This is a genomic window from Allorhizobium pseudoryzae (assembly GCF_011046245.1).
GTDB lineage: Bacteria > Pseudomonadota > Alphaproteobacteria > Rhizobiales > Rhizobiaceae > Neorhizobium > Neorhizobium pseudoryzae.
The window spans coordinates 219,212-243,669 of sequence record NZ_CP049244.1 but is presented as its reverse complement, the minus strand read 5'-3'; the positions used below and the strand labels follow the sequence as shown (position 1 = coordinate 243,669).

Genomic DNA, 24,458 nt, shown 5'->3' with positions numbered 1-24,458 from the left:
TGGCTGGGACGTCCGTGTTTGGCGCGGTCATCGCTGAGGGCGCTGATGCGCTTGAGATCGTCGAGGAGGTTGCGGTTTCCCATCCGATTTCCCCCGGGCTCAGACAGGCTGCCGGCACGCCACGCGCAGTCTCGGCGACCAGCGCCAGCGCGTGGCGATCGGTCGCTCCATCGTTCCACACAGATCTCCGCTCGAACAGGCGAGGAAACCGTGACGATTTTGGCCCACGGATGACCGGATCTGGCGCCTGGCGCTCAGATGACGGCTGGCATTGATGCGTCGAACGTCTATCTCTTTAAGCCGGACGGGATCGCACTCTAGGTTTTCACGCGATTTCGGACGTACAACCGGTTTCCACTTCGGCTGGAATTGCTCTGACCTCAGGACGCACAACATGAAAGCTCTGGTACTCGAACGCAAAGGCGAACTGGCCATCCGTGACATCGATCTGCCGCGGGATGTCGGTCCTGCCGACGTCAAGATCGCCATCCATACGGTGGGTGTGTGCGGCAGCGACGTGCACTATTACACCCACGGGGCCATCGGCTCCTTCGTCGTCAAGGAACCCATGGTGCTGGGTCACGAAGCCGCAGGCACGGTGATCGAGGTGGGCTCCGACGTCAAGAATCTGCGTGTCGGCGACCGGGTCTGCATGGAGCCTGGCATTCCGAACATGGCGTCGCGCGCGTCCAAGCTCGGCATCTACAATGTCGATCCGGATGTGCGCTTCTGGGCGACGCCGCCCATTCATGGCGTGCTGACGCCGGAAGTGGTGCACCCGGCCGCCTTCACCTACAAGCTGCCGGAGAATGTTTCGTTTGCCGAAGGCGCGATGATCGAACCTTTCGCCGTCGGCATGCAGGCCGCCACGCGCGCCAAAATCACGCCCGGCGATGTGGCGGTGGTGATCGGCTGCGGCCCGATCGGCATCATGACCGCCATTGCCGCGCTCGCCGGCGGCTGCTCGCGCGTCCTCATCGCCGATCTCAGCGCACCAAAGCTCGCGATTGCCGGACAATATGCGGGTATCACGCCGGTCAATATTCAGGAGACCGCGCTCAAGGACGCCGTCATGGGCGCAACGGACGGCTGGGGTGCGGATGTGATTTTTGAGGCGAGCGGCAGCCCCAGGGCCTATCATGGCATCTTCGATCTGATGCGGCCGGGTGGTGCGCTGGTTCTGGTGGGCCTCCCGATCGAGCCGGTCGAGTTCGATGTGCCCGCGTCCATCTTCAAGGAAGCCCGCATCGAAACCGTGTTCCGCTATGCCAATAATTTCGACCGCGCCGTCAACCTGATCGCCTCCGGCAAGGTCGATCTCAAGCCGCTGATCACCGAAACCTATGCCTTTGCAGACAGCATCGCAGCCTTCGAACGCGCCGCCAAGGGACTGCCGCAGGATGTGAAGCTGCAGATCCGCATGACCGAGTGAAGCCATCGCATCACAACGGCATGACGACCGACATGACGGCAATGGTCGCGGCGGTCACCGGGGCCGCTTCGCGCGTCGGACTTGCTAGCGTAAAGAAGCTGTTCGATGAGGGCGCAACGGTGGATGTCTTGCAGGGGCCTCAGGTCTTGGCCCTCCTGCCAAAGATCCTTCAGGTCATGGGACAGCTGGACATTGTCCCCGCGAATGCGGGGGCCTCTGTCGGCAGGCCGGTGGTGGAAAGCGATCCCCGCGCCAAAGCTTTAAAACATTCGCATATTCATTTGCTCTCTGGCACACTCAGACGACCTTTGACATTTCAAATACCGGTTCGTAGAGCTGGCAGAAAACCATGCCAAATGAGGGGCAGCACGGATAATGGATAGCGATGTCGCATCTGTCGATCTCGAGATGATCACCCATGGGCCGGAGGCGCGCGCGAAGCCGGAAACGCGCCTCTGGTTGCGCATGCTGTCCACGACAAAGCTGATTTCGACGGAGATCCGGAAGCGTCTGCGGGCCGAGTTCGGCGCCACGTTGCCGCAATTCGACCTGATGGCGCAATTGTACCGCGAACAGGCAGGCCTGCGGCTCGGCGAACTGTCGAAACGCACGATGGTAACGAATGGCAATGTCACCGGCCTGGTCGAACGGCTGGAGGCGGAAGGGCTCGTCGTCCGGGAAACGCCGACGGCGGATCGGCGCGTCACGGTGGCCCGGCTGACGGAGGAGGGGACGCGCGTCTTCTCCGCCATGGCGGATGCGCACGAGGCCTGGCTTCGGGATCTGATGGCCGATGTGGAGACGGCCCGGATCGTGTCCCTCTGGGAGGAGATCGGCCACGTCAAACGCTCCACCGCCAACCATTTGAGCGGTGCCGAGGGCGAGTAAGAACCCACGGTCGGTGTTGCGCGCGCACCATCTTGCGAAGTCTTTCGCAATGCGGGAGAAGGATCGACAGGGTTGAAGACAACGGCTGGGAAGACAACGAATGACGATGGACCTGCAGGCGGTCGTTGAGGAGATTCACGAGGCTCTGCTTTCGCGGATCGGCGAAGGAAAGGTGGCCGACTACATTCCCCAGTTGGCGGAGGTTGACCCCACCAAGTTCGGCATCTCCATCGTCGATCTCCACGGTCAGGTCTACAAGGCGGGAGATTGTGACGAGCCGTTTTCGATCCAGAGCATTTCCAAGGTCTTCACCCTGACGCTTGCGCTGGGCAAACACGGCGAGACGACCTGGAACCGCGTCGGACGCGAACCGTCTGGCTCCGCGTTCAATTCCATCGTTCAGCTGGAACATGAACATGGCAAGCCCCGCAACCCTTTCATCAATGCCGGCGCCATCGTCATCAGCGATCTGGTCCTGTCCGGCCATACACCGCGCGAAGCGATCGGCGAGATCGTCCGCTTCGTCCAATATCTCGCGGATGATCCGGCGATTGCGATCGATCCGGAGGTAGCCAAGTCCGAAACGGCGACGGGCTTCCGCAACCTGGCGCTCGCCAATTTCATGAAGTCCTACGGCAAGCTGCAGCACCCTGTGGATCATGTGCTCGGTGTCTATTTCCATCAATGCGCGCTGGCGATGAGCTGCACCCAGCTTGCAAGGGCCGGCCTGTTTCTGGCCGGCAACGGCCGCACGCCGCTGACGGGACACACGGTGGTCTCCAGCCAGCGTGCCCGGCGCATCAATGCGCTGATGCTGACCTGCGGTCATTATGACGGTTCCGGAGACTTTGCCTATCACGTGGGCCTTCCCGGCAAGAGCGGAGTCGGTGGCGGCATTCTGGCCGTCGCGCCCGGCCGTGCTTCGGTTGCTGTCTGGTCACCGGGCCTGAACAAGAACGGCAATTCGCTGGTGGGCTCCCTTGCGCTGGAAATGCTTGCCAACAGAACCGGCTGGTCGGTCTTCGGGGCGCCAACCGCATAGGGCCCGCAGCGCCTGTCAAAATTGCAACGGTTGCATCTTGCCTTTTCGGGCATCTGTCATAAGTGTTTCGAGTACCAGATATATCAGATGTCCGATCGCAAACATGTCCCATTCCCGGGAGATGCGGCAGGGAGGCAATGTCAGCGGCATTGCCTCCCATTTCTGATGGGACTTGCGGCCTGTGTTCGGGGTTGTAGGCTGCGGCTCCAACCCGTCTGTTCTCCGTGAGTGATTCCCCATGACCGACATTTCGATGATAGAAGCAGCGCGCCGGCGCATTGGCACGCGGGCCGTCTACACGCCCTTGCTGTCCTCACCCTTTCTGGACGCGATGGCCGGCCGTCGCCTGTTCGTCAAGCCGGAGTGCCTGCAGAAGACGGGCTCCTTCAAGTTTCGCGGTGCGTGGTCGGCGGTCTCCGCGCTTGAGCCGGATGTGCGCAGGCGCGGTGTGCTTGCCTTTTCCTCCGGCAATCACGCGCAGGGCGTTGCGCTTGCCGCACAACTGCACGGCACATCGGCCGTGATCATCATGCCTTCCGACGCGCCGCGGCTGAAGATCGAGAACACCAGGGCCTACGGCGCGGAGGTCGTGCTCTACGACCGTCTGACCGAGGACCGGGATGCTCTCGGTGCGGATCTGGCGACCCGCCGTGGCCTGACGCTGATCAAGCCTTTCGACGAACCGCAGGTGATTGCCGGGCAGGGGACGGTGGGTCTGGAGATTGCTGAGCAAGCGAAGGCCGAAGGAGTGGCCGAGGCCGATGTCCTCGTCTGCTGCGGCGGAGGCGGCCTGACGGCGGGCGTTGCGCTGGCGCTCGAGGCAAAGGCGCCGGGCCTTCGGGTGCGCCCGGCAGAGCCGGCAGGGTTTGACGATACCGCCCGCTCGCTCGCCAGCGGCCGGATCGAACGCAATGCCGCCATGGGCGGCTCGATCTGTGATGCGATTGTAACGCCGGAGCCTGGCCGGATCACCTTTCCCATCAATCAAAGGCTCTGCGGGTCGGGTCTCGTCGTGTCGGACGAGGAGGCGTTGCAGGCAATGGTTCTCGCCTTCACGCGGTTGAAGATCGTCGTGGAGCCGGGCGGCGCCGTCGCACTTGCCGCCGCTCTGTTTCGGCGGGACGAGATTGAAGGCGATGCAGTCGTGGCGGTATGCTCCGGCGGCAATGTCGATCCGGCTGTCTTTGTCGATGCGCTCGCACGGTTCGGCGCGTGAAGGTGTTCGACTTTTGTCGTGGTGGGTCTGTTCCTTCTTCAAGAGGCCTCTATCTTAGGGATGTAAAATAGATCTCATCTCCTCCGCGCGGGCTCCCTCCATGCCATCTGCCGTTCGATCCGAGAGTTTTGTTCGCCAAGCATTTCCCAAAGACACCATCGCCCAACTGGAGAATCTGAGAAGCCGCTCGGTCTTTACCGCACTGAAGCGACGCGAACTGGCGCTTGCCGAAGCCGAGCGGATGGAGAGTGGCGAGGGAGATCGCAAGCCGCTCTTCGGGTTGCTCTTTGCCGTCAAGGACAACATCGACGTTGCCGGAATTCCGACAACAGCGGCCTGTCCCACCTTTGCCTATATGCCGGACAGGAGCGCCACCGTCGTGCAGCGTCTGGAACAGGCGGGCGCGATCCTGGTCGGAAAGACCAATATGGATCAATTCGCGACCGGCCTCGTGGGGGTGCGCTCCCCCTTCGGGATCGCACCCAATGCCCTGCGGTCCGACCTCATTCCGGGCGGATCGAGTTCCGGGTCTGCCGTGGCGGTGGCGAGAGGTTTCGTCGATTTTTCGCTCGGCACCGATACCGCCGGGTCCGGCCGAATTCCCGCCGGTATGAACGGCATCGTGGGGCTGAAACCATCTCTCGGGCTGATTTCCTCCACGGGCGTGGTGCCGGCCTGCCGCACGCTCGATACGGTTTCTATCTTTTCGCGCGATGTGGAAACCGCGTTTCGGGTGCTGCAGGTCATTGCCGCCTATGATGCGGAGGATCCGTTTTCCCGCAATGTGCCACGGCCGGTTCTGGAAGAGCCGAAACGACAGCCGAAGGTGGGGGTGCCGCCAGCCTCACAACGCATGTTCTTCGGTGATGATGCAGCGGAAGCTGCCTTTTCCGCCGATCTGGAAACGCTGCAGTCCCTGGGCTTTGCTGTGGTCGAGGTCGATTTCGAGCCTTTGCACGCGGTCGCGCGTCTCCTCTACGAGGGGCCCTGGGTTGCCGAACGCTATGCCGCCATCCGGTCCTTCATCGAAAGCAATCCGTCCGCTCTTCTGCCCGTCACTTTCAGCGTTATCGGACCGTCGAAAAACATCACCGCAGTCGAGGCGTTTGAATCGATGTATCGGCTGAAGGCACTGAAGCGCCAGCTGGAGCCGGTGCTGCAGGCGCTCGATTGTCTCGCTGTTCCCACGGTTCCCCGTTTCTATCGCATTTCGGAAATCGCCGAGGAGCCGATCGCCTATAACGCCAATCTCGGGACCTATACGAATTTCGTCAATCTTCTGGACCTCGCCGCCATTACCCTGCCTGTCGGGATTCGCAGCGATGGCCTGCCGTCGAGCGTCACTTTCATCGGTCCGGCGGACAGTGACGGCTTGCTGGCTTCTCTTGCGCTGCGGGTGGAGAACCGCCCCGCCCGTTAGCCGCCGACCAGCCGGTGATAGGCGTTCTCCACCAGCGTGATATGCGCATGCATCGTCCGCTCGGCTTCCATCTGGTTGCCGCGCAGGATCGCTTCCAGGATCAGCCCGTGTTCGGCATGCGATCTGGCCAGGCGGCCAAGCGTGTAAAACTGCGCCCGCCGGAACGGTTGCAGGCGCTGGCGGGTCGAAAGCGTGATCTCCTCCAGGTAGGGATTGTGGCTGCCGCGATAGATGGCGCCGTGGAAACGCTCGTTCGCCTGGATATAGGCCTGCCGGTCACCGGCGGAGACGATGGCCGCCATCTCACCATGCAGCGTGTCGAGTTGGTCGCGCTCAACTGCCGCCATGCGCAGCGCACTCGCGCCAGCGCAAAGTGCCTCCAGATGACCCATCAGCTCGAACATGCCGGCCAGCTTGTTCTCGTCCGGCTTGGCAACGACGGTCCTTGCATGCGGTCGCTGATCGACGAGCCCGCTCGCGGCGAGCTGCTTGAGCGCCTCGCGGACCGGAGTGCGGGACACGGTGAATTCGGCCGCCAGCTGCGTTTCGTCCAGCACGGTGCCGGGCGCCAGTTCGCTGCTGATGATCCGGTCGGCCAATTGGCGGCGGATGTCTTCCGTCGATGTCCGAGGGGTCTTCTTCAGCACGCGAAACCTGTCTTCCTTGTCTGACCCTGTTACGTCTGGTGAGCCGGGTCGGGCATCATGCTCACATGCGCGGCGGCCACTTTCCAGCCATCGTCCGTCCTCACCCAGGTCTGCATCTGCCGGCCGATCTCTCCGGGCAGGTCCGGCCGCAGAAAGAGCGTCGAGGCGGTCGCGAAATCGCGGCCATAGGTGGTTATCACCGTCTTTTCCAGCCGACGGGTAAACGGTTCCTGACTTTTGCGAAAGGCCGTGATCTCGCCAAAACCGTGCTGCACCTCGTTCACCCCGTAACGGACGGTCACGGCATTGTCGAGAAACATGGAAAGCAGTGTGGCATTGTCATTGGCGAGCAGGGCAGTTTCATAGGCGGCAAAGATGGCCTCCACCTCTGCCTGTGTTTCAGGATGATTGATCTCCATCAGGCACTCTTTCTGCGCGTCAGCATGCGGTTCTTCAACTCGGTCAGGAAGGGAATGGTCTCGAACTGGTCCTGCCGCACACGGTCCCAATCGACACCGGCAGGGCGTGTTTGGCGATTGCCGGTGATGATCAGTTCGCTCTCGGTCGCGACCATGTCGAGCGGGCTGTCATGCGGTTCGATCACCACCGCATGGTCCTCGACCAGCTGCACGGAATGCACGGTCGTCACCAGCGGTGTGTCGTCGGTGATGATGCCGAGTTCGCGGAAGATCGCCGTTTCGAGGTCGGCAAAGCCCGCACCCTTGCCGGTACGCCCGCCGGCGCGCGACACCGCGACCGAACCGACCACGCAGAAATCCAGCGGCTCGACATCCTCGAAACCGATACGCTCGCCATGGTCGAGAAAACCCTCGGCCACCGCGGCAAGCTCAAAGGAAACGCCCTTTTCGATGAGCTTTTTGGGATCAAGCCTGAGATAGGGAAATTCCTTGGTGAGGTAAGGCACCGGCGCATAGACCGTCTTGCCTTCGTAGAGTGCCCGCAGCCGGATCGGGATCTGCGGCGCGTCCGGGTTTGTCTTGACCGTGCAGGCCCGTTTCCAGGCCTCGGTTTGGGCCAGCCGCCAGGCCGCGACGTCGGCGCCGACGAAGTTCGGGATCATGCTCCAGGCAGGACCGACGGCAACCCCGGTCTCTTCCAGCGCAGCCCAGATCCGGTTGCGCACCGCATCCTTGTCCGTATTGCGGCCCGCCCAGCGACCTCTCTGCGCCTCTTCTCTCTCAGGCATGCGCCATCTCCCGCGTCACAGCGGCGTCCAGTTCGGCAAAGGGCGTCGCCCAGCCGACGATGCCGCCCTGAGCGACGATCATTTCGATCGCCATGCGTTTGAAGTCCGGGAAATAGCTTTCGGTGGCATCCTCCACCAGCAGGCATTCGTAACCGCGGTCATTGGCCTCACGCATGGAGGTCTGTACGCAGACTTCTGTCGTCACGCCGGCAAACACCAGATGCGTGACACCCTTGTTGTCGAGGATCGACTGGATGTCGGTGTTCCAGAACATGCCCTTGCCGGGTTTGTCGATGACGATTTCGCCCATGATCGGCTTCAGCGCCTCGACGATCTGGTTGCCCGGTTCTCCCCGCACCAGAAGCCTGCCCATCGCGCCTTTCTCTCCAATCTTCAGCGGCGCGTCGCCGCGGCGGATCTTCGAGGGCGGGCAATCGGAGAGATCCGGCAGATGCGCCTCGCGGGTATGCACCACCGGCCATTTCTTGCGGCGGAAAAGCTCGATGAGTTTTGCGGTCGTCGGGATGATCGCCTCCAGCCGCGTCACGTCATTGCCGAGGCTGTCGCCGAAACCGCCCTTCTCGATGAAGTCGCGCTGCATGTCGATGACGACGAGCGCCGTGCGGCCGGGCGCGAAGGGGAAAGGGTAGGGGCGGGCAGGAACGGGAAAGGTCATGGGCTCATCCACCTCAATGGCCGGCCATGTGCTGGCCGATGGTGTTGCGGTCGGTTTCTTCGATCGGCGCCACATAGGAAATCGTGCCGCCGGACATGACCGCCACGCGGTCCGCGAGTTCGAGGATCTCGTCGAGGTCTTCCGAAACGAGCAGCACGGCCGCGCCGCGGTTGCGCGCCTCCATGATCTGGCTGCGGATATCGGCAACGGAGGCGAAATCGAGCCCGAAGCAGGGATTGGCAACGATCAGCACATCGACATCGCCGGAGAGTTCGCGGGCCAGCACCGCCCGCTGCACATTGCCGCCGGAGAGCGTTTCGATCGGCGCATCGGGGGAGGTGGTCTTCACCCGGTAGCGGGCGATCAGTTCCTCTGCCTGGCTACGCATCGGTCCCTTGGACATCCACCAGCCAAGACTGGTGATCGGCGGTTTGTCGAAGGTGCGAAAGGCGATGTTTTCCGCCACGCTCATGCGCGGCACGGTGGCATTCTTCAGCGGCTCCTCCGGCAGGCCGTAGACCTTGAAGCGGTCAAAATTGCCGCGCTTGGGCGTGAAGGTTTCGCCATGGATGGTGATCTCGCCATCCGTCAGGGGCCGCTGACCGGCGAGTACCTCGACGAGCGCGCTCTGCCCGTTGCCGGAGACACCGGCGATGCCGACGATCTCGCCACCCTTGATCTTCAGGTTCACACCCTGAATGGCGGGAAGCCCCGCATCGTCCTCGGCGCAGAGGCCGGCGAGTTCCAGCACGTCCTTGCGTCCTACCTGCTCGGTCCGCGCCGCCCGTTCGCGCACTTCCGTATCACCGATCATCATCCGGCTCATCTCGTCGACAGGCGCCGACTTCGCGTCGCCTTCGCCGGTCAGCCTTCCGCGCCGCAAGACCGAGAAGCGGTCGCAGAAGGTTTTCACCTCGCGGAACTTGTGGGAGATCATCAGTACCGTGATCTCGCCCCGGTCGCACATGCCGTGCAGCAGGCCGAGCATCTCGTCCGCTTCGCCCGGCGTCAGCACGGAGGTCGGCTCGTCGAGGATCATGAAGCGCTGGTCGAGGTAGAGAAGTTTCAGGATCTCCAGTTTCTGCTTCTCTCCGGCCGAGAGGCTCGCGACCTGCGTATCGAGCGGCACCTGGAAGGGCATGGTTTTCATGAAGCTGTCGAGCAGCTTGCGCTCCTTCGACCAATTGATGACCGAGGGTGTATCCGCGCGCGAGATCACCAGGTTTTCCGCCGCCGTCAGGCAGGGCACCAGCGTGAAATGCTGGTAGACCATGCCGATGCCGTTGGCGCGCGCGTCGCGCGGCGACCGGATGATCACCTCGCGGCCATCCAGCATCACCTGGCCCTTGTCGGCGGAATAAAAGCCCATGATGCATTTGACGAGGGTGGATTTGCCCGCCCCGTTTTCTCCGAGCAGGGCGTGGAAGGAGCCGGCGGCGACATCGATCGAAACATCGCCGAGAGCCGTAAAGCTGCCGAAGGTTTTCGTCATGCCGATGGCGGAAAGCGAGGGTGCCTTTCGCGGCAATGGCATGTCGGATGCAAGTGCGCTCATGATCATCCTCCGTTTCGTCTGGCAATGATGGCAACAGGTCCGCCGCCATCGGGGCCTTGATGTTCGGCCCCTCCGGAGACAAAGATTTCCGTGCTGCCCACGAGACCCGCCAAGACACCGCCCACAAAGGCGCGAGCGTGGCGGGTGGCGGATATATCGCTGTCATCCAGCATGGTGTGACGGGAACCGCGCAAGCGACCGCTGGTGCCGGGCTCCGCCTTGGCCAGCAGCGCAACAAGCGATGTGTCCTTGCCGAGGCCGAGCCGCTCAAGCGTTGCCTTCACGGGCGCCACGTCGATGGCATCTGCCATCACCGCATGATCCACGATAAGCGGCCCGCTCCAGTCCCGGCTCATGCCAAGGACGACGATTTCATGATTTTCCAGTTCGACCCCGGCGGATGTGCTGGCGCGCGAGGACCAGAGCGACATATCGCGCCCGATGTGAGACTCATCGATGTCGGACAGCGAAAGTTCGCGCAAGGCAACCGCGACACCGAGCGCAGAAGCACCTCGCGACAACCCCATGGATTTCAGCGTGTCCCGCGTTGTTGTCGTATGGCCTGACGCCTCAGCGCGCTGAATTCGCTCCGATGTCAGAAGCGGACATTTGATCTGGACGAAATGCACGTCCGATATCTCGGCGATGCCGGCATCCGCCATCGCCGTCCTCACGCCGTCCGCCACCAGCCGCACCTGGGCAAGACGGCCCAGATCTTCCGGAGCAAGGGGCGCCGTCAGTGCCCGACCGATCGCGAGCGACGGTCCATCGTTGTCCGCCGGGCCTGCCGTGCGCTCCAGCACCAGAATATGCGGCGACAGGGCGCCCTCGGTTCCACCGGACATCACGTAAGCGATGTCGTCCACCGCAGCCCGTGGCAGATGGTTTGAGAGTTCGGCCTTCAGAGCCTGAACGGCAAAGGCACGGGTGAAATCATTGACGCATCCATTGCCTTCGGTCTTGCCCAGTATCGCGACGATGCCTTCAGGCGCGATCGCGCCTCTGGCGATGGCCGATGCCAAGCCAGATACATCGTCGGGTCCTTTGGTCGGTATGCGGTGCACCTTGGCTTCACGCATCAGGGTAGCGCCTTGATGAAGTCAGCCGAGTTGGAGACGGCGCCGAACACGCCGCCCTGCATCTTGATCATGTCGATCGCGGCCAAATGGTTCTCGACCTTCGTCGCGGCACAGCAATCTTCCAGCAGCAGGCATTCATAACCGCGGTCATTGGCATCGCGCATGGTCGTATGGACGCAGACATCGGTCGTCACGCCGGTAAAGACGATGTTGCGGATGTGCTTCATCTGCAGAACGAGTTCGAAATCGGTGGCGAGAAACGTGCCCTTGCCGGGTTTGTCGATGATCGCCTCGCCCTGTTCCGGCTGCAGTTCCGGAATGATTTCCCAGCCCGGTTCACCGCGCACGAGGATGCGCCCGCATGGCCCCTGGTCGCCAATGCCGGCGCCGATGCGCTGCGAGCGCCAGCGCTTGTTGGCGGGAAGATCGGACAGATCCGGCTTGTGGCCCTCTCGGGTGTGGATGATCGGATAACCCTTGGCGCGCATGGCGGCGAGCACGGCCTGGATGGGTTCGATCGGCTTGCGGGTCAGGGAGATGTCATAACCCATGCTGTCGACATAACCGCCCGGCGCGCAGAAATCCGTCTGCATGTCGATGACAACGAGCGCGGTGTTGTGCGGCCCCCAATTGCCGTCGAAGGGCCAGGGATAGGGGTCGGCGGATAGCGTCGTGCCGCCGGCAATGAGCGCCTGTTCGATCCGTTCGTCGAGAGACTTCATGGTCTGACCTCACTTGGTAATGGAAAGCTCGCCCGGTGCCTCGCGCGCTGCGACCTTCGACCGCGCCGAGGCGATCATGATCAGCAGCGTCAGGATGTAGGGGGCGGCATTGAAGAAGTAGTAGCCCTGGGAAATCCCGACTGACTGCAGAGAGGGGCCGAGCGCGCCAGCCGCACCGAAAAGCAGGGCGGCGAGAATGCAGCGCAAGGGTCCCCAGCGGGCGAAGATGACGAGCGCCACCGCCATCAGCCCCTGGCCGGAGGAGAGGCCCTGGTTCCAGGAGCCGGGATAATAGAGCGACAGGAAGGCGCCGCCGATGCCGGCCATGAAGCCGCCGATGGCGGTGGCGATGAAACGCACCAGGTCGACAGAGACGCCCATGGCCTTGGCTGCCGGCGCGCTATCGCCGGTCATGCGCACGATGAGGCCCCAGCGCGTGTTGCGGAAGGCCCACCACAGAAAGATCGCGAGCGCAACGCCGACGAAGAACAGCGGGTTGACTTCGAGCGCCTGGGCGAGACGCGGATCGCCGGTCCAGTCACCCAGATGAATCGCCTCCAGGCGCGGCGCCTGCGGCTGGATGTAGGGCTTGCCGAAGAAGAAGGCGAGGCCGGTGCCGAAGCTCATGAAGGCGATGCCGATGGCGATGTCGTTGACCTTCGGCAGCTTGCAGATGAAGCCGTGCAGGGCACCGAGCACGAGGCCTGCACAGCCGGCGAAGAGGACACCGATCCACGGGTTGCCGGTGAGGAAGGAGCCGGCATAGGCGACCATGGCGCCGAGCACGAGGCTGCCTTCGAGGCCGAGATTGATGCGACCCGATTTCTCGGTCAGGCATTCGCCCAGTGCCACGAACATGAAGGGCGTGGAGACGCGGATCGCGCCGCCCAGCATGGCGATCAAAGCGGTGATGAGCGCGCTGTCCTGCAGGGTCTCGTTCATGTGCGGTCCTCCGCGCGTTTCGGCTGCAGGAATGGGATGCGGCCGTAAAAGGTTTCGCTGGTCAACAGCACGACGAAGATCAGGCCTTGCAATACCAGGACGGTCGCATCCGGCATGCCCATGCGCCGCTGGATGATGCCGCCGGCAGCGCTGAGCGCGCCAAAGAGCACGGCAACGGGAAGAACGGCGAGCGGCACCTGGCGGGCGAGAAACGCGACCAGGATGCCCGTGAAGCCGTAGCCAGCCACTAGCGAGGCATTCGCCTGACCGTGCACGGCGGCGACCTCGTAGAAGCCGGCGAGCCCGGCGCAGGCGCCGGCAATCATCGTACAGGCGACGATGAGCCGGCCGACGGGAAGCCCTTGTGCCAGCGCTGCCCGTGCATTGCCGCCGGTGACGCGGGCGGCGAAGCCGAACGTGGTTCGGGTCATCAGGATATGCAGGCCGATTGCCAGCACCAGGCCGGCTGCGAGGCCCCAATGCACGTCTGTGCCGGGAATGTTGCCGATCCGGTAGGCATCGCCGATCGGCATGGTGGAGGGTTTGTTGGCAGACGCCGGATCGCGCAGCGGGCCTTCCACGAAGAAGTTCATGGTGGCAATCGCGATATAGGAGAGAAGCAGCGACGAGATCGTCTCGTTGACGCCGCGATAGTAACGCAGCCAGCCGGCAAAGCCGATCCAGAGCCCGCCGGCCAGCATGGCCGTGACCGCCATGATGGGCAGCGTGAGGAACGCCGGTACGCCGGCCGTGACGAGGGGAATGGCCATCGCCGCGGCCGACAGTCCGCCCAGTACCAGCGCTCCTTCGCCACCGATCATGGTCAGCCCGATGCGTGCAGGAACCGCAAAGGCAAGTCCCGTCAGGATAAGGGGAGCTGCGCGCTGTAATGTATTCTGCAGCGAGAAGCCGGAGCCGAAGCCGCCCACCCAGAGCAGCTGAAAGAACATCAGCGGCGATTTGCCGAGAAACAGCAGGAACACGGAAAACAGCGCCGCCGACACCAGCAGGGCCGCAACCGGTATGAAGATGGATTCGGCGAATTTCAGTGTGCCGACCGAAGGGCTCCAGCGGGCCTGGCGGCCGGGCGCTGCATCAATGCTGAGGGTCATGACCGTTTCCTACCATCCGTTGTCCCATCGACGGTCCGCGATCGCACCGCCGTTCGACATTTCGGGGCCGGACGCGCTGCCCTGTGCGGCGGTCGCGTCCGGTTCTCAAGGATCAGGTGATCGAGCCCTGCACGCCCTCCAGCAGCCAGTTCATGCCGTCGAGATAGGGGTCGTAATTGTCGTAGGTCTTGTCGACCACGACCTTGCCCTGGTTGTCCTTCAGCGTGCCCTTGTAGATGGCTTCGCCCTTGACGAGCGCTGCGCGTGCGGCATCCGCCGCCTTCTTGGCCTCCTCTGTCGCACCGGCGCCATAAGGGGTTGACCGCAGCATGTCCTTGTCGAAGCCGCCGACGAGGAAGTTCGGCAGCGTCTTGGCGCCGGCAATATCGGCGGCAAACGACTTGTAGATCGTCTCCCACTTGTATTCCGCGCCGGTAATGAAGCCCTTCGGCGCAAGCGGCGCCTGGGAGGCGTTGTGGCCAAGACTTTTGACGCCACGGGCTTCCGCCGTCTCGATGACGACCTTCGGGCTATCGACATGGCAGGTGATGACATCGCAGCCGGCATCAACCAGCGCGTTGGTGGCTTCGGCTTCGCGCACCGGCAGCGACCAGTCGCCGGTGAAGATGACGCGCACCGTTGCATCCGGCTTCACCGAACGGGCGCCGAGCAACACGGAGTTGATGTTGGAGAGCACGGACGGAATGGGCTTTGCGGCCACAAATCCGATCTTGCCGGAGGCGGAGGAGAGGCCGGCGGCGACACCGTTCACGTAATGCGCCTGGTTGAGATACGGGAAATAGGAGCCGGCATTCGCTGGGTCCTTGTCCTTGCTCCAGAGCGGCGCCGCATGACGGAATTCGACCTTGGGATACTTCTTCGCCATGTCGACGACGAAGGGATTGTAGTAACCGAAGGAGGTGGCAAGGATGAGATTGGCGCCGTCGAGGTTGATCATGGACTCCATCGACTTGGCGACGGCATCCGTTTCCGGCACGTTCTCTTCTTCAATCACAGTGACGCCGGACACTTCCTTCAGCGCCTTGGCGGCAACCGCATGGGCCTGGTTCCAGCCGAAATCGTCGCGCGGGCCGACATAGACGATGCCGACGGTGACGGCGCCTTGAGCGCGGGCGATATGGTATGGCAGGGCGCTGGCAGCGACGCCGGCAAGGCCGGCTTTCAGCAGCGAGCGGCGGGACAGATCGAATTTGGACATTGGCACTCCCCTCTTTCTCGACCCCTCATGGGTCTTTGCCAGAAGAGAATGCAAAGGGCGTGCCACGCCCATTTTCCCAGAAAGCGCTGCGCAGCAGCAGGTTTTCCGGGGCCAGAGCGTGAGTATAGGATCTCGATAAGCCTTCTAATTATGCATTTGCATTTTCTTGTTTAAAAATTATGCATCGGAACATCCATTGCATACAATACACGCTGACATCCTCTGGGCCTCCGCCGTCAGGTCCGCGTGAGTATGCAGAAGGATTCCCAGGGACGCAGCGAAACGGTCTGCTCTAGGCTACTGATGGGCTGGTGCGTCCAGACCAGCGCTTCTCCTCCCGTCACTATCTCGCCGGGAAGTTCCACCACGACCGGAGCCTTGGAGAGGTTCGCAAGCACCGTCACACGGTCCCCGCCCAGCGTGCGGGTGTAGAGAAAGACCTCCGGATGCTGGTCCAGATAGGATTGGTAACGGCCGTAGACGATGACGTCATGGGTCTTTCTCAGCGTGATAAGTTTCCGGTAGTGATGGAAGACAGACTGATCGTCGTCCACGGCTGCCGCGGCATTGATGCTGCCCACATTGCCGTTTGCCTCGATCCACGGCGTGCCGGTGGTAAAACCGCCATGCGGCGCATCGGTCCATGGCATGGGCGTGCGGGCATTGTCGCGGCTGTTCATATGGGCGCCGGCAATAAAGTCCTGCGGGGAAAGGCCCGCCGCGAGGTGCAGGCGGTGCATGTTGAGCGTCTCGATGTCCTTGTACTGCTCAATCGACGTGAAGGACGCATTCGTCATGCCGATTTCCTCACCCTGATACACATAGGGAGTGCCCCGCATCATGTGCAGCACGGTGGCCAGCGTCTTGGCCGAGGGGACGCGGAATTCCCCGTCTTCGCCGTAACGGGACACGGCGCGGGGCAGGTCGTGATTGCCCCAGAACAGCGAGTTCCACCCATCCTCGGCGAGCGCCTGCTGCCACTTGGAGAAGACGGCCTTCAGCGCCACGAGATCGAAGGGTTTCGAGCGCCATTTGCCAAACACCTCGTCCCAGCGCTGCGTCACGTGTTCGAACTGGAAGACCATCGACAGTTCGTGGCGCTCGCGACCGGAATAGAGAAGCGCGGAATCCGGGGTGACACTCCACGTCTCGCCGACCGTCAGCGCGTCGCGATGGCGAAGCGTTTCCCGGTGCATTTCCTGGATGTAGTCGTGCAGGTGCGGCCCGTCGGCGGTGATCTGCTTGTCCGGTTGCTTGCCGATGAGGTCGATCACGTCCATGCGAAAGCCGGCAATGCCGCGGTCCAGCCACCAGTTCATCATGTCGTAGACGGCGCGGCGGACGCCTTCATTCTCCCAGTTCAGGTCCGGCTGGCGCCTCGAAAAGAGATGCAGGTAGTATTGCCCGCTCGACGGATCGAGTTCCCAGGCCGATCCCCCGAAAATGGATTGCAGGTCGTTCGGCGGGCCACCGTCCGGACCCGGATCACGCCAGATGTAGAAGTCTCGAAACTGGTTGTTGCGACCCTTTCTTGCCTGGAGAAACCAGTCGTGTTCGTCAGACGTGTGGTTGACGACGAGATCGAGCACGATACCGATCCCGCGCTCCTTGGCCTTGGCAAGCAATTCCCAGAAATCGTCGAGCGTGCCGAATTCGGGGGCGATATCCTGGTAGTTGGAAATGTCGTAGCCGTTATCATCCATCGGCGAGGCGTAGATCGGCGATAGCCAGATCAGGTCGATGCCGAGCTTTTCGAGGTAGTCGAGCTTGGAGATGATGCCGGGAATATCGCCGATCCCGTCGCCATTGCTGTCGGCAAAGCTGCGGGGATAGATCTGGTAGACCGTGGAGGAATGCCACCATTGGCGGGTGATGGTAACGGCGGGATTGAGGCGGGCGTGCTCGGTCATCGATCCTCCTGGATTTCGCATTCTCTTCGAGGACATAGGGTGCCGGCGGGGAACATCACCCCCCGTTTGCGGTTGGAATCCTGTGTTCAACCGAGATTGAAGGGAGGCTTGTGATGAACAGCCGACTTCCACCCGTTCCCGACGACAATCTGAGCCACAAGGGCACCGGCGAGAAAGGCGATACACCTCTCGAAAAGGGGCGTGCGGTCGATCCCTCCGAGAAGAACTTCAGCCAGCAGGGCCGCCAGGGCAATATCCACGTGAATACGACCAACCAAGGTTACCAGCAGGACCGATAAGGAGGAGCTGATGTCGACATCGCAGAAGACGCCCGCCAGCATCCGGCAGGGAGGTCCCGGTTCGTCCGATCAGAATGCCAAGGCGCCGCTTGATCTGCGCAAAGGCGAGGCAAACTCCGATAGCCGAAGCCGATCGCAGGTCTCCGGTGGTGGCGGAGAACAGGACCGGCATCACGATCATGATCCCTCCCGCAAGGGCGGCGGATCGCATCCGGCGCATTGACAAAGACAATGAGCAGGACGCGGCGCTTTGAAACAGCGCTGCGTCCGCTTTGTTTTGACGGAATTTGCGCTTATATTGAGCGAGATAAAGTCAAATATTGCGCAGGATATGGTCTATGGGATCGACCGGCTTGGATATGAGCGTGATGGCTTTCCGTGAGCCGCAGACGGCACATCTGTCGCCTCGCCGTGTTTCGGAGCTCCTTGGTCTTACACAAACGGAGCTTGCGCGGCTGATCGGCGTTGCGCGCAATACATTGAATGCACCGGCAAGCCTGCGCAAGGTGGACCAGGCGCTAGGTCCGTTGGTGCGCGTTCTAGCCATGGTCACCGACATGGCGGGAGATGAACAACGCGCCGCGCTCTGGTTCAAGCACCAGCCGATCCCCGGCTGGGCCGGCAAGACCGCGTATGATCTGGTGGGCGAGGGGAAGTCAGATCAGGTTCTGTCGTATCTGGAAGCTGTCCGGTCGGGCGTTTATGCCTGACCTGATACTTTGGCGGGCCTATGTCCCACGCTGGTCACACCGGCCGTTGTCGGGAGAGGGGGCTGCCCGCTTCGGAGGGCGTTGGAACCCGGTTGGTCTGCCTACCATCTATGCCGCGCGCGAGCTTTCGACAGCCTGGGCGGAATACAACCAGGGTTTCGTTCAGCATCCTGCCCTGATTGCGCAACTGCATCTGGCCAATGCACATCTGGCAGACCTGACAGACACTGCGTTTCTTGCGGGCTTCGGTGCTGATGCTTCCATTCATGATTGCGCATGGCGCGCCGATATGGAGGCCGGTCGGGTGCCGGAGACCCATCGCCTTCAGGCCTTGCTGCAGGCTGCGGACTATCACGGACTGATTTATCCGTCCTTCATGTCGCGCGGTGGCTCCTGCGTGGCGCTGTGGAAGTGGAATGGCGAAGATGGTCCCAGCCTGACCGTCAGCGATCCAGAAGGGCGTTTGCCACGCAATGCCACTTCCTGGACGTGATGCCGCCCAGAGGGGTTGGATCTGCCAAAGCCGGAACAGGCTCCTATGTCCGTCATGATGTCGAGAGGGATTGATCTCGTCGTCGAAGGAGCGGCGTATCGCTGGTGTTCGAACTGTCCCCCGCAAGCGAAGATTCCGCAAGCTCGTCCCATTGCCATGAGGAGGGGCTGCGTATCCTTTGGGGCCGAAGAGGCCGAGAGCTCGGAACATTCACCGGCCTTTCCCGTTCGTCGGGGGCAGTTCGAAGACACGGGAGACGAGGATGGAGTTCGAAGGCAAGGTTGCGCTGGTCACCGGGGCAGGGTCCGGTATCGGTCGGGCCGCCGCTGTTGCCCTTGCACAGGCAGGCGCGCGCGTAGCGCTTCTCAGCCACACGGCTGACGAAATCGAGGAGGCCGCGCACGAGATCCGAAGCGCCGGCGGAGAGGCGGTGGCCTTGACCGCCGATGTGTCTGACGAAAGCGCGATGCGCCGGGCCGTGCAGCAGTTGCTGGAACAGTTCGGGCGTCTTGATGTGGTCGTCGCCAATGCCGGCATCAACGGCGTCTGGGCGCCGATCGATGATCTGAAGCCCGAGGAATTCGACAAGACGATCGCGGTCAATCTGCGCGGGACCTATCTGACGCTCCATTTGACTGTTCCGTATCTGAAGAGGCAGGGCGGAGCGATCGTCATCGTATCTTCGATCAACGGCAATCGCACCTTCACCTCACCGGGCGCCACCGCCTATTCCGCCACCAAGGCGGCGCAGGTGGCGATCACGCAACAACTGGCGCTGGAACTGGGGCGCCACCACGTGCGGGTGAATGCCGTCTGCCCGGGAGAAATCGAAACGCAGATCGGCGACAACACCAACCGCCGCCATGTCGAGGAGACGAAGATCCCGGTCGAATTTCCTGAGGGGCAGATCCCGGTCAGTGATGGAAAGCCGGGCAAGGCAGCCGATGTGGCGGAACTGGTGCTGTTTCTGGCGTCGGATCGCGCCCGGCATATCACGGGAACGCCCGTCTATATCGATGGCGGACAGGGCCTGTTGCGGTAGAGCCTTCAGCGGTCGAGAAATTCCCGCCACTGCATTTCGCCCATCATGCAATCCACCTTCGGCGCGCCGGCAATACGGCGCACCTTGGCGTCGGGTTCGATCCCGCTCACCTCCAGCACCAGCTTGCGGCGAATGGCCGTGGCGAAATCTTCAATGTTGTGGACGGGGAGCACGAAGCTGCCGGGGCCGCCGATGACGCAATCGCCATAATAACGGTCTAGCCCCGTCGTGGTGCCCGACGGGCGCAGCATCAGGGCAAGACCATTGATGATGATACCCGCCGACAGCGCTGCATCCCGTACCGGCTCGACCGGCTGGCCGATATTGTTCGGCCCGTCGCCGGATACGTCGATTACCCGGCGCATGCCATCAAAGCGATTGGCGACGATGGTTTCGGTGCCGTAGGCAATGGCGGCGGAAATCGAGGTGCGCCGCTGCGTCATGATCGGCCGTGCTGCGAGTTTTTCGGCAAAGGCGCGGGCATCGTCTGCCGTTTCGATGATCTGCCAGTCGAGCACGGAGGTGGGATCCACCTCTCCCGCCCATTCGAAATAGGTGATGGCGATCTTGCCGACCAAACCGCCGCGAACGGCATTGAGGAAATCGGCATGTTGCAGGGCCTGCACATAGCCTTCGCGCTGAATGCGCACTTCCTCGTAATCCATGGAGCGGGACGTATCGACGGCGAGCACGAGTTCGACGTCAACCTGATTGTCGGGCAGGGCTGCGATCACCGATCCCGTGGCAAATCCTGCGAGCATTGCAAGTGTGGCAAGCATGGCATTCCCGTCACAAGCAGTCTTCGTTAGAAAACTGTAACACAGCTTCGCAGGAGAGCGATTGCTTGTTCTGCGCCCCGTTTCACGTTTTAGTGAAGGCTGATGCACGGACCCGAGGGCGCAAGTCGCCCTGGTTCAGCCGCGTAAACGGACACTCTCCGATTTGCAAAATAAATAGGCAGATTGGCGCCTATTGTGTGCAACAGATTAACGTTCGCTCTGCTGGATGCCGCCGTTTTTCCGCTCGTTGCGTCTGGCATACGCCTTGCATCACCTTTTGCAGAGTTAGCAGCTAGGGTTCCGGCGCGGCACGCGTGACTGGTCCGAGAGCGGCTACCGGCAGGGAGACATCCTGTCGGGTGCACGGCGGGATAAAAGCCCGGGAGACCTCGTAAGCCAAGGGATTGGCGGCACGATGGTCCATGCCGATCCCTTTCTGAAGACGCTCAAGAAGGGGAAGTTCCAATGCAGACCATATCCAAACTCTTCGCCACCCTCTCCGTCGCGGCGCTGGCCTTGTCGGCACCGATGACGGCTGACGCTGCGCCGAAGAAGGACTTCAAGGTGGCCTGGTCCATCTATGTGGGCTGGATGCCGTGGGGTTATGCCAAGGATACGGGCATCGTGAAGAAGTGGGCGGACAAGTACGGTCTCAATATCGAGGTCACCCAGTTCAACGATTACGTGGAATCGATGAACCAGTACACGGCAGGCGCCTTCGATGCGGTGACGCTCACCAACATGGACGGCCTGTCGATCCCGGCCGCCGGCGGCGTCGATACCACTGCCGTGATCGTCGGCGATTTTTCCAACGGCAATGACGCGGTCATCCTGAAGGACAAGGACAAGCTTGCCGACATCAAGGGTCAGAACGTCAACCTCGTCGAATTCTCCGTCTCGCATTACCTCCTCGCCCGTGCGCTGGAAAGCATCGGCTCCTCCGAGCGTGACGTGAAGGTGGTCAATACCTCCGACGCAGACATGGTCGCCGCCTACAAGACGCCGGACGTGACCGCTGTCGTCACTTGGAATCCGCTGGTTTCCACAATTCTGGAAGACAAGACGGCCAAGAAGGTTTTCGACAGTTCGCAGATTCCCGGCGAGATCATCGACCTGATGGTCGCCAATACCGATGTGCTGAAGGACAATCCGGATTTCGGCAAGGCGCTGGCCGGCATCTGGTATGACACGATGAAGGTGATGACCGCCGACACGCCCGAAGGCAAGGCCGCCCGCACGGCGATGGGGGCGGCATCCGGAACCGATCTTGCCGGTTTCGAGGCGCAGATGGCGGCGACCAAGCTGTTCGACAAGCCAGCGGATGCACTGGCCTTCACCACCTCGCCGAACCTTGCAAAGACGATGGACAGTGTCCGAAGCTTCCTGTTCGCCAAGGGTCTGCTGGGCAGCGGTGCGCCGTCCGCCGACGTCATCGGCATCGAAATGCCGGACGGAATGGTGCTGGGCGACAAGGGCAATATCAAGCTGCGCTTCTCGCCGACCTACATGAAGGCGGCCGCAGACGGCGCTCTCTGATCACCTGTCCGGGGCAGGTTCTGCCCGCCCCCTTCACCCTTTAGGATCAAGAAGACGCCCATGCGCTGGATCAACTCACATCCGGGAAACGGCTCGCGGCTGGCTCTGGCTCTGCTTCCCTTCATTCTCCTGGTCGTCGCCTACATGATCGGCTCTGCCGAACGGCTGGCGGACAATCCGAATGACAAGCTTTTGCCGGGGCTTGGCGCGCTGGGCGAAGCCATCAGCCGCATGGCTTTCGTCGCGGATGTCCGCACCGGTGAGTATCTCCTCTGGTCCGATACGCTGGCCAGCCTGCAGCGGCTGGCGGCGGGGCTGGGCATCGCCACGGCCATTGCCCTGCTACTCGGCCTCGTCATCGGTATCCTTCCCTTTGCCCGGGCGTTTCTATCACCCTTCGTTGCGGCGATTTCCATGGTCCCGCCGCTCGCCCTCCTGCCGATCCTGTTCATCGTCATGGGCTTGGGCGAGGCCTCGAAGATCGCGTTGATCGTCATCGGGGTGACGCCGATCATGATCCGCGATCTGGCGCTCACCGCCATTTCGCTGCCGCGCGAAATGATCGTGAAGGCGGAAACCCTGTCTGCCTCCTCCTGGCAGATCGCGCTCAGGGTGGTGCTGCCGCAGGTCCTGCCGCGGCTCATCACCACGCTGCGCCTGCAACTCGGTCCGGCCTGGCTGTTCCTCATTGCTGCCGAAGCCATCTCTTCGGATAGCGGGCTTGGCTACCGCATCTTCCTCGTCCGCCGCTACCTCTCGATGGACGTGATCTTTCCGTACGTGCTGTGGATCACGCTGCTCGCCGTCGTCACCGATATCCTGCTCGATCGCCTGCGCATCGCCGTCTTCCCCTGGTCCGAACTGGAGAAGGGCAAATGAGCGCGCTGTCGATCAAAAACCTCTGGAAGGAATATGGCGAGCAGATCGTGCTGGAAAACGTCTCGATCGAGATCGAATCCCGAGCCTTCGTCGCCCTTGTCGGCCCCTCTGGTTGCGGCAAGTCCACCTTCCTGCGCATGCTTCTCGGGCAGGAGATCCAGACGAAGGGCGAGATCCTGCTGGATGGTGAACCTTTGCCGAAGGAGCCGGGGCCGGAGCGCGGCGTCGTCTTCCAGCGTTACTCCGTCTTTCCGCATCTGACGGTGCTCGGCAATGTGATGTTCGGCAAGGAGTTGCAGGCCTCGCGCCTCGCCGCCCGCCTGTTCGGCTCTGCACGTCGCGCGCTGGAAGAAGAGGCGCGCGCGATGATCGCCGCCGTCGGGCTGATGGGCTCGGAAAACAAATACCCGGCGCAGCTTTCCGGCGGCATGCAGCAGCGTCTGGCGCTCGCCCAGGCCTTGATCATGCGCCCGAAGGTGCTGCTGCTCGATGAACCCTTCGGGGCGCTCGATCCCGGCATCCGCGGCGAAATCCATGTGCTGATGAAAAAGCTCTGGCACGAGGCGCCGATGACCGTGGTCATGGTCACGCATGACATGCGCGAGGCCTTCACGCTTGGCACACGCGTCGTTGCGTTTGAGCGGCCGCGCGACCGACCCGAAGAGAAGCTGCGCTACGGCGCGACCATTACCCGGGATATCGCCATCTGGCCGCCGCGGCAGGCGGGCGTGCCCTCCATTTTTCGCCCCGACCGGGACGGCCCGGTCTCTTCAAAGGGTCAATAGCCGGGACGGCCCGGCATACGGAACCACTGGAGATCATCATGCATATTCGACGTTCACCGGAAGAGATCGCCGCCAACCGCGCGCGCTACGAGGAGCATCAGAAAAAGGGGCTGGATTTTGCGCCGAAGGCGCTGCCGGGCAAAAGCGGCAAGCCTGCGCCTGCCCTTGCCGCCGAACAGATCGTGCATCAGGAAAAGCTGCCGGGCGGCTGGTACTGGTGGACGCGGGTGAAGGCGAACGAGGTGTTGCGCATTGCGCTCGACGAAGGCTTTTCCACCGTCTCGGTCGTCGCCTGGAATGCGGCAGACCCGAGCGAGCGCATGAACCTGCCGGATACGGTGAAGGTGCAGTGGACCACCGGTCTCGGCAAAGGCCGGGTGATCTTTTCCGACATGGGCAAGGTGATGTTCTCGATCAGCGAGGACAGTTGCGGCGCGCATGACGTGCTGATGGGCGGCTCGACGGCGTCCTCCAACGCCAGAAAATATGCCGGAGCCAACGGTCCGGCCCTCCGCAACACCCGCGACAATCTCGTCCTGGTCGCGACGAAGGCCGGTCTCGACAAGCGCGACATTCCGGCGGCACTCGCCCTGTTTGCGCCCGTGCGCGTCGATGCCGAGGGCAAATTCCAGTGGAAGCCGGAGCTTGTGAGCGATGGCGACTATGTGGACCTGCGCGCCGAGATGGACATGATCGTCGGCTTCTCCAATTGCCCGCATCCGCTCGACCCGAACCCGGTCTACGCACCCAATCCAGTCATCATCACCCGCATCGCAGCGGCGGAACCGGCGGTCGATGATCTGTGCCGAACCGCAACCGCCGAAGCCGTTCGCGGCTTCGAAAACAACGCATTTGCGGCCCAGTGAGA

The 24,458-nt window shown here is 62.3% G+C and carries 26 protein-coding genes and 1 riboswitch; of the genes, 14 read left to right on the top strand and 12 right to left on the bottom strand.

Features of this window, described 5'->3' with window-relative positions:
* Positions 1-394 precede the first annotated feature (394 nt).
* The 5 genes from G6N78_RS20110 (at position 395) to atzF (ending at position 5,998) form a co-directional block, all read left to right on the top strand.
* Positions 395-1,432 (top strand): NAD(P)-dependent alcohol dehydrogenase, encoded by a 1,038-nt coding sequence (locus G6N78_RS20110; protein ID WP_165223038.1) that lies wholly within the window; start codon positions 395-397, stop codon positions 1,430-1,432.
* Positions 1,433-1,807: 375 nt separating this feature from the next.
* Positions 1,808-2,320 carry a MarR family winged helix-turn-helix transcriptional regulator gene (locus tag G6N78_RS20105; RefSeq protein WP_165223035.1) on the top strand — a complete coding sequence of 171 codons (513 nt, stop codon included), beginning with the start codon at positions 1,808-1,810 and terminating at the stop codon, positions 2,318-2,320.
* A 106-nt stretch (positions 2,321-2,426) separates the two neighbouring features.
* On the top strand, positions 2,427-3,362 hold the full coding sequence (locus tag G6N78_RS20100) for a glutaminase (protein ID WP_370691545.1): 936 nt from the start codon (positions 2,427-2,429) through the stop codon (positions 3,360-3,362).
* 238 nt (positions 3,363-3,600) lie between these two features.
* A complete protein-coding gene (locus G6N78_RS20095) occupies positions 3,601-4,578 on the top strand; it encodes a threonine ammonia-lyase (protein ID WP_165223029.1) in 978 nt (325 codons plus the stop codon).
* A 100-nt stretch (positions 4,579-4,678) separates the two neighbouring features.
* On the top strand, positions 4,679-5,998 hold the full coding sequence (gene atzF, locus G6N78_RS20090) for an allophanate hydrolase (protein ID WP_165223026.1): 1,320 nt from the start codon (positions 4,679-4,681) through the stop codon (positions 5,996-5,998).
* Here atzF and G6N78_RS20085 read toward each other — a convergent pair.
* From G6N78_RS20085 to G6N78_RS20035, 11 genes are all read right to left on the bottom strand, one after another.
* Positions 5,995-6,645: a GntR family transcriptional regulator gene (locus G6N78_RS20085; protein ID WP_165223024.1), complete on the bottom strand. Its 651-nt coding sequence runs from the start codon at positions 6,643-6,645 to the stop codon at positions 5,995-5,997. The two genes, atzF and G6N78_RS20085, sit on opposite strands and share 4 nt — an antisense overlap.
* Positions 6,646-6,674: 29 nt before the next feature.
* Positions 6,675-7,064, bottom strand: coding sequence for an oxalurate catabolism protein HpxZ (gene hpxZ, locus G6N78_RS20080; protein ID WP_165223021.1), 390 nt, complete (start codon positions 7,062-7,064; stop codon positions 6,675-6,677).
* On the bottom strand, positions 7,064-7,852 hold the full coding sequence (locus G6N78_RS20075) for a 5-formyltetrahydrofolate cyclo-ligase (RefSeq protein WP_165223019.1): 789 nt from the start codon (positions 7,850-7,852) through the stop codon (positions 7,064-7,066). The genes hpxZ and G6N78_RS20075 overlap by 1 nt, the downstream gene beginning before the upstream one ends.
* On the bottom strand, positions 7,845-8,528 hold the full coding sequence (locus G6N78_RS20070) for a cysteine hydrolase family protein (RefSeq protein WP_165223017.1): 684 nt from the start codon (positions 8,526-8,528) through the stop codon (positions 7,845-7,847). The genes G6N78_RS20075 and G6N78_RS20070 overlap by 8 nt, the downstream gene beginning before the upstream one ends.
* Positions 8,529-8,541: 13 nt before the next feature.
* Complete coding sequence (locus G6N78_RS20065) at positions 8,542-10,083, bottom strand: ABC transporter ATP-binding protein (protein ID WP_165223015.1); 1,542 nt, start codon at positions 10,081-10,083, stop codon at positions 8,542-8,544.
* A 2-nt stretch (positions 10,084-10,085) separates the two neighbouring features.
* Positions 10,086-11,162, bottom strand: coding sequence for a cyanuric acid amidohydrolase (atzD, locus tag G6N78_RS20060; protein WP_165223013.1), 1,077 nt, complete (start codon positions 11,160-11,162; stop codon positions 10,086-10,088).
* Positions 11,162-11,884, bottom strand: a complete 723-nt coding sequence (biuH, locus tag G6N78_RS20055) for a biuret amidohydrolase (RefSeq protein WP_165223011.1) — start codon at positions 11,882-11,884, stop codon at positions 11,162-11,164. Before biuH ends, atzD begins: the two co-directional genes overlap by 1 nt.
* Before the next feature lie 9 nt (positions 11,885-11,893).
* Positions 11,894-12,826, bottom strand: a complete 933-nt coding sequence (locus G6N78_RS20050; protein WP_234906055.1) for an ABC transporter permease — start codon at positions 12,824-12,826, stop codon at positions 11,894-11,896.
* The gene (locus G6N78_RS20045; protein ID WP_165223009.1) at positions 12,823-13,938 is read right to left on the bottom strand and encodes an ABC transporter permease; all 1,116 of its coding nucleotides are present in this window, start codon (positions 13,936-13,938) and stop codon (positions 12,823-12,825) included. The genes G6N78_RS20050 and G6N78_RS20045 overlap by 4 nt, the downstream gene beginning before the upstream one ends.
* 112 nt (positions 13,939-14,050) lie before the next feature.
* Positions 14,051-15,157 (bottom strand): BMP family ABC transporter substrate-binding protein, encoded by a 1,107-nt coding sequence (locus G6N78_RS20040; protein ID WP_165223007.1) that lies wholly within the window; start codon positions 15,155-15,157, stop codon positions 14,051-14,053.
* Between the two features lie 236 nt (positions 15,158-15,393).
* On the bottom strand, positions 15,394-17,067 hold the full coding sequence (locus G6N78_RS20035) for an alpha-glucosidase (protein ID WP_272955644.1): 1,674 nt from the start codon (positions 17,065-17,067) through the stop codon (positions 15,394-15,396).
* Between the two features lie 113 nt (positions 17,068-17,180).
* Here G6N78_RS20035 and G6N78_RS20030 point away from each other — a divergent pair, with 113 nt between their 5' ends.
* The 5 genes from G6N78_RS20030 to G6N78_RS20010 all read left to right on the top strand — a co-directional run bounded on the left by G6N78_RS20030 (position 17,181) and on the right by G6N78_RS20010 (position 19,611).
* Positions 17,181-17,366 (top strand): hypothetical protein, encoded by a 186-nt coding sequence (locus G6N78_RS20030; RefSeq protein ID WP_165223006.1) that lies wholly within the window; start codon positions 17,181-17,183, stop codon positions 17,364-17,366.
* A gap of 10 nt (positions 17,367-17,376) precedes the next feature.
* Positions 17,377-17,589 (top strand): hypothetical protein, encoded by a 213-nt coding sequence (locus tag G6N78_RS20025; RefSeq protein ID WP_165223004.1) that lies wholly within the window; start codon positions 17,377-17,379, stop codon positions 17,587-17,589.
* Positions 17,590-17,704: 115 nt separating this feature from the next.
* The gene (locus G6N78_RS20020) at positions 17,705-18,076 is read left to right on the top strand and encodes an antitoxin Xre/MbcA/ParS toxin-binding domain-containing protein (RefSeq protein ID WP_165223002.1); all 372 of its coding nucleotides are present in this window, start codon (positions 17,705-17,707) and stop codon (positions 18,074-18,076) included.
* Complete coding sequence (locus tag G6N78_RS20015; protein ID WP_165223000.1) at positions 18,069-18,569, top strand: RES family NAD+ phosphorylase; 501 nt, start codon at positions 18,069-18,071, stop codon at positions 18,567-18,569. Before G6N78_RS20020 ends, G6N78_RS20015 begins: the two co-directional genes overlap by 8 nt.
* A 262-nt stretch (positions 18,570-18,831) precedes the next feature.
* A complete protein-coding gene (locus tag G6N78_RS20010) occupies positions 18,832-19,611 on the top strand; it encodes an SDR family oxidoreductase (RefSeq protein WP_165222998.1) in 780 nt (259 codons plus the stop codon).
* Between the two features lie 5 nt (positions 19,612-19,616).
* On the opposite strand, the gene G6N78_RS20005 is transcribed toward G6N78_RS20010, so the two are convergent.
* The gene (locus G6N78_RS20005) at positions 19,617-20,390 is read right to left on the bottom strand and encodes a DUF1194 domain-containing protein (protein WP_165222996.1); all 774 of its coding nucleotides are present in this window, start codon (positions 20,388-20,390) and stop codon (positions 19,617-19,619) included.
* Positions 20,391-20,671: 281 nt separating this feature from the next.
* Positions 20,672-20,778: riboswitch (guanidine-I (ykkC/yxkD leader) on the top strand.
* 77 nt (positions 20,779-20,855) lie between these two features.
* Between G6N78_RS20005 and G6N78_RS20000 the strand changes: the two genes are divergently transcribed.
* From G6N78_RS20000 to G6N78_RS19985, 4 genes are read left to right on the top strand one after another with little or no spacing between them, the layout of a single operon-like run.
* Positions 20,856-21,926, top strand: coding sequence for a putative urea ABC transporter substrate-binding protein (locus G6N78_RS20000; protein WP_165222994.1), 1,071 nt, complete (start codon positions 20,856-20,858; stop codon positions 21,924-21,926).
* A 60-nt stretch (positions 21,927-21,986) separates the two neighbouring features.
* Positions 21,987-22,805 (top strand): ABC transporter permease, encoded by an 819-nt coding sequence (locus tag G6N78_RS19995; protein WP_165222992.1) that lies wholly within the window; start codon positions 21,987-21,989, stop codon positions 22,803-22,805.
* Positions 22,802-23,590, top strand: coding sequence for an ABC transporter ATP-binding protein (locus G6N78_RS19990; RefSeq protein ID WP_165222990.1), 789 nt, complete (start codon positions 22,802-22,804; stop codon positions 23,588-23,590). The genes G6N78_RS19995 and G6N78_RS19990 overlap by 4 nt, the downstream gene beginning before the upstream one ends.
* Positions 23,591-23,625: 35 nt before the next feature.
* Entirely contained in the window at positions 23,626-24,456 is an 831-nt protein-coding gene (locus tag G6N78_RS19985) for an urea amidolyase associated protein UAAP1 (RefSeq protein WP_165225270.1), read from the top strand.
* Positions 24,457-24,458 lie beyond the last annotated feature (2 nt).